Below are 10,690 nucleotides of genomic sequence, written 5' to 3'. Positions count from 1 at the left end.
TTGCCGCAGAGGGCTGACGGAGATCCGCGGCTGGAATATCAAGCAGAGAAAGAAACATCCGGCATTGTTCTGGTTTCTGTATTTCGTCATCTTCCTGATGATGTTCTACAGCGTGGCGCAGGCCCAGATACAGGGGTATGTCCTGAATATTCAGGGCTGGGGCAGCGAAAATATGCCTGTGGTGCGTTTGCTTCTGACCATTGTTCCTATGCTGGTGCTGAATTATTTCTACACAGGGATGGTTTATACAGGCATTGACCGCTCCAAACTGAAGGAATGGGAACTGATTTTGCTGTCTACCCGCTGTTTTATTGCCCATGAAAGCGGTGCGGAAAAGATTGCCAAGCAGGGGCATTATCTGGAAGGGATCAATAATGGTATCACCTACCATTTCCAGCTGACGAAGAGAACCTTCCAAATGCTGAAAAAAGAAAAGAACCTGCGTCTGCAGGTCAGAACGGGCTTGTTTGGCGGCCTTTATATCACGGAATTGGAAAATCCCGATTTCTTCAAGCGCGTCCGCCGTATGGACAGAAAATATGCCAAATTGGGCAGCGTATTTTTCCTGCTGGTGATGGCCTTCGGCGTCTGGCTGTTCTGGTTTTTATAAGTAAATGTTAGCCTCGAACGAAAAAGTTCGGGGCTTTTCTTTTGCCTTCTTTCATATCATAGAGAGAAGGGATGTGGCTGAATGAAAAAACTCCTTAGCATAGTGCTTTTCTATATAATATTGGCGGTTCTTCTCCTGCCGTTTCTGGTGACGCTCCTCTGCGGCGGTTTCGCAAAGGAGCTGCCCCAGCAGGCAAAGGCCCTCTATGGTCTGGCAGACCTGGCCCCTCTGGATTCAGAACTGGAGGAATATGTTGTTGGCGTTGTGGCGGCGGAAATGCCGGCGGCCTTTCCCGAAGAAGCCCTGAAAGCCCAGGCGGTCGCCGCCCGAACCTACCAAATCCGGCAGATGCAGGCGGCAGGCAGTGATTTCGTTCTCTATGATGTGGGACAGGCCTATATTACAACGGAAGAGCAGAAGAAAAAATGGGGCGAGAACTACGCTTTTTACGCAGGGAAGATACGTAATGCTGTTCGCGCTACAGCAGGGGAAATCATGGTATATAACGGCGAACCTATCCTTGCCGCCTTCCATGCCCAGAGCGCAGGCAAAACGGAGGATGCGGAAAATGTTTGGAATGAAGCCGTACCTTATTTAAAGAGTGTGAACAGTATGGATGATAAAAATGCTCCCGACAACAAAACCGTGGTGACATTTTCTGCAAAAGAAATTTCGAATAAACTGGGGTGCGACTTAGAAGAAATCTCCATTCTCAGCCGCACGGAAGCAGGTTATGTGGACGAAGTGCAGGCAGGGGACAAGATTCTTACGGGAAGGGAAGTACGGGAAGCCCTTGCCCTGCGCAGTGCAAATTTTACCATAGAAAAGAGAGAAAATGATATTATATTTACCGTGTTTGGGTATGGGCACGGGGCAGGCATGAGCCAGTACGGGGCATCTTTTCTGGCGGAAAAAGGCATGGACTACCATGAAATTTTGAACCATTATTATACGGATATTCAATTTGAGAAAATCGAATAAAACTTTCCTGTACTGGCAACAATAGCATCGGAGGTGCTATTGACATGAGAAAAAATGAGAAAGAAACAGCCAGACGGATGCAGACGATTGCCATCTGCGGCTGCCTGTGCCTGCTGGCGGTAGGGGCTGGGGTGACCTATCGTGCCTTTGACAGAACGCCTGTAGAATCTGCCGATTTTACGGAAGTGGAACAGCCCGTAACAGCGGTGCAGACCCCTACCATCGATACGGCTCTTTTCGAGCGGGACAAGCAGAGCAATGACCCCGGGGAATCTCCCGATGGGGAAGTGAAAACCCCGGTAAAGCAGACGAAACCGGAAAAGCCTGTCTTTGCCTACCCCGTGGATGGGGAGGTCGTTCTGGATTACAGCATGGATCATGCGATTTATGACCCTACTCTCGACCAGTACCGTACCAATGCTTCTATCAGTCTGTCTGCAGAACAGGGGACAGAAGTAAAAGCAGCGGCGGATGGTGTTGTAAAGGAAATCAGAGAAGATGCCCAAGCGGGTAATGTGGTTGTTATCGAGCATGCGGAAAACTGGCTGACTACATACGGTCAGCTGGAGGATGCCGTAGCAGTCAAGGAAGGGGATAGCGTGACCCAGGGACAGATCATCGGCTCTGTGGCCGCGCCTACGAAATATGGTGTGGCCCTGGGGTCTCATCTGGAATTTGCCATGGCGCAGGATGGAGAACCGAAAGACCCTGCGGAAAATTTGCAGAAAGCAGAATAACTTTTCAGAGGAAGAAGTCTGGGGGGAGATTTGTCTCATCAGGCTTCTTTTTCTGTTGTTTTTCCGGAGAGGGAGGATAAATGAAAAAAATACCATAGTTTCATGGCTTTTTTTGCGAAAAATTGCTTTACGAAATTTGGGAAAGAGGATAAAATGATGGGACAAGGGTAATCCTATTTAGACAAGGGGGTTGAAGTATGAAACGTTTGTCTATCGTAAAAGGTGATATCGTAAAAGCAAAAACAGATGCCATCGTCAATGCAGCCAATACGTCCCTTCTGGGCGGCGGCGGTGTGGATGGTGCCATCCATCGTGCAGCAGGGCCTGAGCTTCTGGCGGAATGTGAAACGCTGAATGGCTGTCGTACCGGCGAAGCAAAAATTACAAAGGGCTATAAGCTGAAAGCAAAATATGTCATCCATACACCCGGGCCCATCTGGCGCGGCGGCAAATGGGGGGAAGAAGAGCTTCTGGCAAATTGCTATAAAAACTGTCTGGCCCTGGCAAAGGAAAATGGTGTCAAATCCATCGCATTCCCTTCCATCAGCACTGGGGTCTATCGTTTCCCTGTGGATCAGGCGGCAAAAATCGCCGTGGGCGAAATCCTCAATTTCCTCAAAAAGGATGATTCCATGGAACAGATCATTCTGGTTTGCTTTGATGACAGAACAAAGGAAGCATATCTGGATGCTCTGGCAGAACTGACAGCATAAATTCTATACAAAAAACAATGCGGCCTCGAGGAGTTTTTCTTCGAGGTTTTTTTGTTTATACAATCTATTCATAATTTTATGTAAACTTATGAGCGATATGGCTACGAACATGCTTTTGTGGAAAAAGTGGAGAAATCCACTGTTTTATCCACAGCGAAAAGCCTTAGAACGCAAGTTTTCCACAAAGTTGTTCACATTATCCACAGTTTCCGTGGAAAAAGATTGTGGAAAAAAGGAGAACAGATGTGTTTTTTGTGGATTTCTGAAATGCCTGAAAATCCGCCATTTTCCTTTTTGAGAAAAAATCGCGGAAATTCGTAATTTGGATTATGGAAACCAAAAAAGAAAAATCCAACAAACTTTTTTGTTGATATTGTTGTCAGAAAATTCGCGGAAATTACCCAATATTTTTTTCAGAAGAAAAAAGGGATTTGAAAAATTATGGAGAATAATAAGAGTAAGCAGATGAGAATCAACTGCGAAAGACTTTGAATCCTATCGGCTCTGCCGATTCGATATAGTTCATCGATCCTCTTTCAAGGTGAGAGGATCACGAAGGGAGTTGTTATTATGCGTTATAACATTATTGGTAAGAACATCGATGTATGGGACAAAACGAAAGAAATGGTTGAAAAGAAGATGGACAGAATCGCTAAGCTGTTCCCCGAGGACACAGAAGCGACCATCACACTGAGTCTGGAAAAACTGGTCTCTACTGTTGAAGTGACCATTCCCATGAATAAAAGATATGTACGTGCCGAAGTGCAGGATGCAGATATGACAGCTGCCGTAGATAAAGCTGTCGACATCCTGGAAGGTCAGGTTGTACGTTACAAAAAACGCATGCGCACAAAAGTAAGAGCTGGCGCAGAAGCTTATGCAGCAGAATATGCAGCGATCCTGGTTCCCGAAGAAGACCTGGATGACGAACCTATGGTAAAAATCGAAAAAACAAAACGTTTCGAAGTGAAACCTATGGATGCTGAAGAAGCTGTTATGGAAATGGAACTGGTAGGCCACAATTTCTTTGTATTCCGTAATGGGGAAACGGACGAAGTGAACGTTGTTTATAAGAGAAAGAACGGTACATATGGCCTGATTGAACCTGAGTACTAATTAGAATAAAAATGAGGGATGCGAAAGCATCCCTTTTTTATTTCATTTCCCAATGGCAGCCAAATAAATGACAGCCATTTCTTCTGGTGTATGCATCGTATCCTCTGCCAGCCACCATTTGATGGCCTCTGCGAAGGATCCGCAAAGATGGTGTAACAGGAAATTCGTTGGAATGTTGGTATTAAATTCATCGAGATAGAGGCTGAATAATTCGCGGAGGTATTCTTTCAGATACTGCATGAACAGATCGCCGCTTTCTCCGCCAAGGATTCCTTTCAGATTTTGTTTTTGTTCCCGTAGATGATACAGAATATGCCCCAGTTTCAATTCCAGATTCTGCATGCCATGGGCATACGCCTCATCAGATTCCTTTGGCAGCAGTTCGGTGAATACGTGATGGAAAATATCTGTGCACATGGCCTTTAACAGGGCATCCTTTGTTTCGAAATGGGCATAAAAGGTACTGCGTCCGATGTTGGCTTCGTCGATGATTTCCTGCACGGTAATGTTTTCAAATCTTTTTCTTTCCAATAGATCTCCAAAAGCCATGAAAATGGCTTTTCTTGTTTTCTGCTGTCGTCTGTCCATGGCTCCTCCTGAACAAAATATCCGAAATGTTCCGTAAATGTCATTTGATAGTTTTTGATTCTTGTTTCAGATCCTCTATTTCGATACAATTTTATCGTACAGAATGTTTGGTATCGTACTCATTGTATCGAAATGTTTTTTGGGGGTCAAGGGCAGGTGGAACTATGGATAAAACAAAAATCGCAATTTGTTATGCAATACTGGCAGCGGCATTATATGCAATCAGCGCGCCCATCTCCAAGCTGTTGCTGGCTTATATCCCGTCAACGATGATGGCGGGGCTACTATATCTGGGGGCAGGTCTTGGGATGTATTTGCTGGGAAAATTTCGCAGGGATGAAAAAGAACAGCCCATTACAAAAAAAGAGCGCCCCTATACGGTGGCTATGGTTCTGTTGGATATTGGGGCACCGGTTTTGTTGATGATCGGGCTGACACGATGCAGCGCGGCCAATGCTTCTCTTCTGAATAATTTTGAGATCGTAGCCACATCCCTGATCGCTCTTTGCATTTTCAGAGAAACCATCAGCAGACGGCTTTGGATCGCAATTTTTCTGGTAACAGCATCCAGTATTCTTTTATCTGTGGAGGATATGAGCAGCTTTTCTTTCACCCTTGGGTCTGTTTTCGTGTTGTTGGCCTGTATCTGCTGGGGCTTTGAAAATAACTGTACCAGAATGATGTCCGAAAAAGATCCTGCGCAGATCGTAGTCATCAAAGGATTTGGTTCCGGTATAGGGGCAATCCTGTTGGCTTTGATCACAGGAGAAAGATATTTCCACGCAGGCTATATGGCGCTGGCTCTTTTGCTGGGATTTGTTGCCTATGGAATGAGCATTTATTTTTATATCTATGCCCAGAGATATCTGGGGGCAGCGAAAACCAGCACCTATTATGCCGTATCTCCTTTTATCGGGGCGGGGCTTTCTCTGCTGATCTTTAGAGAGTTGCCTTCGGCAGTTTTTCTTGTGGCTCTGGCAGTCATGGCGGCAGGAACCTATTATGCCACGACCAGTGAGAAATAGAAGATGTACAAAAAAGTACGCTTACCCTAATCAAATTTTAATCTTAGGTTCTTAATATAGAACATAATGTTAAAATAAGGAGGGATATGCCTTGAAGAAAAATTTGATCATGGCAGCGGCGGTCCTTGCCCTTTTTGGCACACAGACAGCCTTCGCTGCAGAAGCAACAACAGTTTCCCTTTTCGATGACAAAATTCTGGTAAACGGAAAGGAAATTACAGAAGATGAAACAGATGCAGTTTATCTGGACTACAAAACAGAAACCCACAGCGATGTGCCCGAAGAGTTGGCAGACCTGCAGAATAGAGTCATCACCATCACAGATGCAGGCACATACGTATTCAGCGGCACAGCAACAGATGCACAGATCGCCGTGGCAGCGGAAGATTCCGACAACGTACGTGTGGTGCTGAATGGCGTGGATATCACATGCCGCACAGCGGCGGCTATCCAGATCTACTCTGCGACTGACCCCAGAACAGAAGGGGAATATGGCGTGACCATCGAAATTGCCGAAGGCAGTGAAAACGTGGTGAATGGTTCCCACACAAAGAAAACAGAAACAGATAATGTGAAACACGATGCAGCTATCAGCTCCAATGTCTCCCTGGGCTTTGAAGGCACAGGCGATCTGACAGTCAATGGTGATATCGAAGGCATTGAAGCAAAATATGGCCACCTGACATTTAATGGCGGCAATATCGTCATCAATTCCCACGATGACCCCATCAATGCTTCCGAAGATGGCATTGCAGTGGTTTCCATCAACGATGGTTATATTTTCAGCTCCGTAACCAGCGACCCTCAGTATGAAGGCGATGGTCTGGATTCCAACGGCTTCATCAAAATCAACGGCGGTACAGCCATCAATCTGGCCCACCCCTACAGCATGGACAGCGGCATCGACTCTGACGGTGGTTCTTATATCAATGGTGGCGTTGTTGTTGGTGCGGGCAATATGTATGACCCCATCGAAAACGACTCCGAGCAGCTGTATATGCTGCTGCAGTTTTCTGAAAGCACAGACGACCTGCTGGTGGTAACGGATGAAAACGATAAGCCCGTATTCGCATATGATTTCCCTTACAGCTACACATACATCGCTTTCAGCACACCTGAACTGGAAGAAGGCATTTACCATGTTTACATGGGCGGTGAAATCGAAGGTGTAGAAAAAGACGGCCTGTATACTGAAATTACATCCTACACAGGCGGTACACAGCTGCATCATGGCGGCGCTATGACGAATGACAGAGGCTTCGGCGGCCCGCAGATGGGCGGTCAGAGACCCGAAGGTCAGGAAGGCAAGAGACATGAAGGCTTTGATGGTCAGATGCCTGCAGATTTCGAAGAACGCATGAGAGAAGAATTTGAAAAACGCGGCGAAGAAATGCCTGCAGATTTCATGGAAAAAATGGAACGCGGCGAAATGCCTGAAATGCCTGCAAACATGCAGCCCTGCGGCGGTATGGGCGGCGGCAGAGAATTCCAGTCCTCTTCCGACGTTGTGACAGAAAAATTCCGCCTGAGCAAAGACAGCAAAACATTCTCCAATGTTTCTTCTGTAGTGAATAATTCTGAATTCACAGACGTGGCAAGAAGCGCATGGTATTATAACGCAGTCACATCCGCAGCGGCACAGGGCATCATGGTTGGTGCAACAGAAACGACTTTCGCTCCTTCCGCAACCATGACAAGAGGTGAAGCGCTGGAAGCAATGTACGCACTGGCAGGCAAGCCTGCAGCAGGCGAAGCATCCTTCGCTGATATCGATGCAAACGCATCCTACTATGCTGCAGCGGCATGGGCTGAAAAGAACGGCATCCTGAGCGATATCGCAGAGGATAAACTGGCAGCAGATACGAAAGTGACCAGAGAAGAACTGGTACAGATGCTGTATAACTATCTGGGCGATGAATACGAAGGTGCAGTGCCTGATTTCAGAGACCTGAATAAGATTTCTGCAGAAAATGCTTTTGCGTGGGCAGTAAAAGAAGGCGTCATTTCCGGCAAACAGGAAACCGTTCGTCCTTTGGATTATGTAACAAAAGCAGAAGCAGCGACCATGCTGACGAATACAAACAAATAACGAGTTTATATAAAAAAGCACCCATTTGGGTGCTTTTTTTATGCCGATTTTTCTTTTTTCTCCCATGGTTTCAGCTTGCAGAAGCCTGCGGAGAAGAACATGGAGATGGTCCAGCCGAAGGGCCATGCCATCCAGATGCCTGTGGAGCCGAAGCCCAGCCCCTTAGCGAAGATATACGCCAGAATGACACGCAGGATCAGATCCATAAAGGTGCCTGTCATAAAATATACCATAGCGGAAGCGCCTCGCAGCAGCCCATCGCTCATCACCTTGATGCCCATGATCAGATAGAATGGAGATGCAATTTTCAGGAACATGATACCAGCGTGGATGGCTTCCTGGCTTTCATTGGCATCCATGAAAAGTCCCATTGCCGTTTTGCTGCAGAAGAAATAGAACAAAACGAAGGGAATGCAGATGATGACCACCAGCAGAATACCCGCCTTATAGCCCTCCTGTATGCGCTCCTTTTTCCTTGCCCCAATGTTCTGAGCTGTGAAGGAAGAAAGCCCGTTGGAGAGGGTGGAGAAGCAGGTAACCGCAAAGGTATTTAGTTTGATGGCAGCGGAATAGCCTGCGATAACGGCGGAACCAAAGCTGTTTACCAGAGATTGAACGAACAGATTCCCCACGGAAACAAAGCTCTGCTGCAATACGCTGGGAATGGCCACTAGGGCGATCTGGCTCAGCATGGATGCAGAGAATTTTTCATAGGGCTCCGTGGTATGCAGCTGCTTCAGGCGATGGACCAATGTCACGAAGGCCAGAATGGAAGCTGCCCCCTGGGCGACAAAGGTTGCCCATGCTACGCCTGCAACGCCCATCTTGAAAACGGCTACGAAAACGATATCCAGAACAATATTTGCTACGGAAGAGCCGATCAGGAAATAGAGGGGCGTGCGGCTGTCCCCCAGAGAGGTGAAAATACCCGTACAAATGTTATAGAGGAACAGGAACAAAAAGCCCAGTATATAGATCCTTAAATATAATGCCGCATTGGCAAAAACATTTTCAGGGGTCTGGATCAGAGTCAGGAGCCGGTTTCCCAGCAGCAGCCCCAGCGCGGTCATTACGATGCTGACAGCGATGCAGGTGAGGAAAATCGTACAAACGGCTGTTTTTACATTTTCATATTGCTTTGCCCCAAAGAAACGGGAAACCACTACGGCACAGCCTACATTGCTGCCCACTGCCACCGCCATGAAGATCATGGTGATGGGATAGGAAGCGCCAACGGCGGCAAGGGCATCTTCCCCGATGAATCGTCCGGCAATGATGCTGTCAGCGATGTTATACATTTGCTGAAAAATGACGCTCAAAAGCATCGGTATGGAAAACATCCAGAGCATTTTTCTGCTGTTGCCCTGGGTCAGATCTGTAATCATAGAAATCGTCTCCTAAACATAAAAGGTTCTCTTTATTTGTCAGTATACTCCTTTTTTTGAGAAAAGAAAGTCAAAAATTTCACAAATTTTACAGGCTGTTCCCCTCGTCAAGGGGGCAGGTTTGTGGTATGCTAATAACAGATAAGATTTATTTTGGAGGTAAGATAGATGGCAAAACTCTATTTCAGATATGGCGTCATGGGCAGTTCCAAATCCGCCCAGGCCCTCATCACAAAATTCAATTACGAAGAACAGGGCATGCGCGTGTGGCTTTTGAAGCCTGCGGCAGATACCAGAAACGGCATCGGCAATGTGCACTCCCGCATTGGCCTGGAACAGCCTGCGGACGCTGTGACAGATGATATGGATTTATACAAAATTTTCAGAGACAGGGAAAAGGAATTCAACGATGTCATCATCGTGGATGAAGCCCAGTTCCTGCATCCTTCCCACGTGGAACAGCTGCGGGATATCGTGGATAACTACAACGTGCCCGTATTCTGTTTCGGTCTGCGCACAGACTTCCGTACGAAGATGTTCCCCGGCAGCGCAAGACTCTTCGAACTGGCGGATTCCATTTCCGAACTGAAAACTGTCTGCACCTGCGGTGGTAAGGCTATGGTAAATGCCCGCATCGACAGCGAAGGCAATGTCATCACTGAAGGAGAGCAGTTCTTCATCGGCGGAAACGAAAGCTATCGCCCCATGTGCTATAAATGCTGGAAGAAGGCCCAGGAGAAAGAGGATGAGGAAGTATGACGGACAGAGAAATTCTCGATTTTTTGAAAATCGCAGAGAGATTGAAAGATAACACAAGGCATTGCACTACCAGCAACCGCCGTCCCGAAAGCGTGGCGGAGCATAGCTGGAGAGTTTCTCTGCTGGCGATGCTGCTAGAGGATGAACTGCAGGATGCGGATTTCAATAAAATCATCCGCATGTGCATCATCCATGACTTGGGCGAAGCCATCACAGGGGATATCCCCTCCTTCTGGAAAACCAAGGCTGATTCCGACCATGAGGATGATATGATCTATCAATGGATGGACAGTCTGCCTGAGCCTCAGCACAGTCGTTTCCGTGGGCTTTTCGAAGAAATGCATGCTCAGGAAACAAGAGAAGCGAAAATCTATAAGGCGTTGGACAAGCTGGAAGCGGTCATCCAACATAATGAATCTCCGCTGGATACCTGGCTGCCTCTGGAATATGAACTGAACCAGACTCATGGCATGGAACAGGCAAAATGTGACCCGAAGCTGGAAAGCCTGCGTCAGTTGGTAGCACTGGATACCCTGGAGAAGATCAAAAAAGGCGAATGACTGAATTGGTAAGTTTTACATCTGGGTGGAACAAACTGATGTTTTTCTCGTCTGAAAAGGGAGGAATTTCAGGGTTTTTGCTTGGAAAAGCGGCTGACAGGCCGCCATTTTCATTAAAATATTTTAA

11 protein-coding genes are annotated in these 10,690 nt (G+C 46.9%); 9 read left to right on the top strand and 2 right to left on the bottom strand.

What is annotated here, in order from left to right; all coding sequences use genetic code 11:
- From IJ369_RS01400 to hpf, 5 genes are all read left to right on the top strand, one after another.
- The coding region (locus IJ369_RS01400; RefSeq protein WP_290715147.1) for a hypothetical protein at positions 1-610 on the top strand (610 nt) is incomplete at its 5' end.
- A gap of 81 nt (positions 611-691) precedes the next feature.
- The gene (spoIID, locus tag IJ369_RS01395) at positions 692-1,591 is read left to right on the top strand and encodes a stage II sporulation protein D (protein ID WP_290715145.1); all 900 of its coding nucleotides are present in this window, start codon (positions 692-694) and stop codon (positions 1,589-1,591) included.
- A gap of 44 nt (positions 1,592-1,635) precedes the next feature.
- On the top strand, positions 1,636-2,328 hold the full coding sequence (locus IJ369_RS01390) for a M23 family metallopeptidase (RefSeq protein WP_290715141.1): 693 nt from the start codon (positions 1,636-1,638) through the stop codon (positions 2,326-2,328).
- A 197-nt stretch (positions 2,329-2,525) separates the two neighbouring features.
- A complete protein-coding gene (locus tag IJ369_RS01385; RefSeq protein ID WP_290715138.1) occupies positions 2,526-3,041 on the top strand; it encodes an O-acetyl-ADP-ribose deacetylase in 516 nt (171 codons plus the stop codon).
- 570 nt (positions 3,042-3,611) lie between these two features.
- Positions 3,612-4,157, top strand: coding sequence for a ribosome hibernation-promoting factor, HPF/YfiA family (gene hpf / locus IJ369_RS01380; protein ID WP_290715134.1), 546 nt, complete (start codon positions 3,612-3,614; stop codon positions 4,155-4,157).
- A 42-nt stretch (positions 4,158-4,199) separates the two neighbouring features.
- Here the strand turns inward: hpf and IJ369_RS01375 are convergent, their stop codons facing one another.
- Positions 4,200-4,745, bottom strand: a complete 546-nt coding sequence (locus IJ369_RS01375) for a TetR/AcrR family transcriptional regulator (RefSeq protein ID WP_290715132.1) — start codon at positions 4,743-4,745, stop codon at positions 4,200-4,202.
- 164 nt (positions 4,746-4,909) lie between these two features.
- On the opposite strand from IJ369_RS01375, the gene IJ369_RS01370 reads away from it, so the two are divergent.
- Both IJ369_RS01370 and IJ369_RS01365 read left to right on the top strand, forming a co-directional pair.
- Positions 4,910-5,770 (top strand): DMT family transporter, encoded by an 861-nt coding sequence (locus IJ369_RS01370; RefSeq protein ID WP_290715130.1) that lies wholly within the window; start codon positions 4,910-4,912, stop codon positions 5,768-5,770.
- Positions 5,771-5,861: 91 nt separating this feature from the next.
- Entirely contained in the window at positions 5,862-7,859 is a 1,998-nt protein-coding gene (locus tag IJ369_RS01365; protein WP_290715127.1) for a carbohydrate-binding domain-containing protein, read from the top strand.
- Between the two features lie 38 nt (positions 7,860-7,897).
- Here IJ369_RS01365 and IJ369_RS01360 read toward each other — a convergent pair whose 3' ends face one another.
- A complete protein-coding gene (locus IJ369_RS01360; RefSeq protein ID WP_290715124.1) occupies positions 7,898-9,244 on the bottom strand; it encodes an MATE family efflux transporter in 1,347 nt (448 codons plus the stop codon).
- 168 nt (positions 9,245-9,412) lie between these two features.
- On the opposite strand from IJ369_RS01360, the gene IJ369_RS01355 reads away from it, so the two are divergent.
- Complete coding sequence (locus IJ369_RS01355) at positions 9,413-10,003, top strand: thymidine kinase (RefSeq protein WP_290715122.1); 591 nt, start codon at positions 9,413-9,415, stop codon at positions 10,001-10,003.
- Positions 10,000-10,563, top strand: coding sequence for an HD domain-containing protein (locus tag IJ369_RS01350; RefSeq protein ID WP_290715120.1), 564 nt, complete (start codon positions 10,000-10,002; stop codon positions 10,561-10,563). Before IJ369_RS01355 ends, IJ369_RS01350 begins: the two co-directional genes overlap by 4 nt.
- The last annotated feature ends 127 nt before the right edge of the window (positions 10,564-10,690 follow it).

The organism is Anaerotignum sp. (assembly GCF_017483025.1).
Lineage (GTDB): Bacteria > Bacillota > Clostridia > Lachnospirales > Anaerotignaceae > Anaerotignum_A.
The sequence above is the reverse complement of the archived record's forward strand: the minus strand, read 5'-3'. Positions and strand labels throughout refer to the sequence as shown.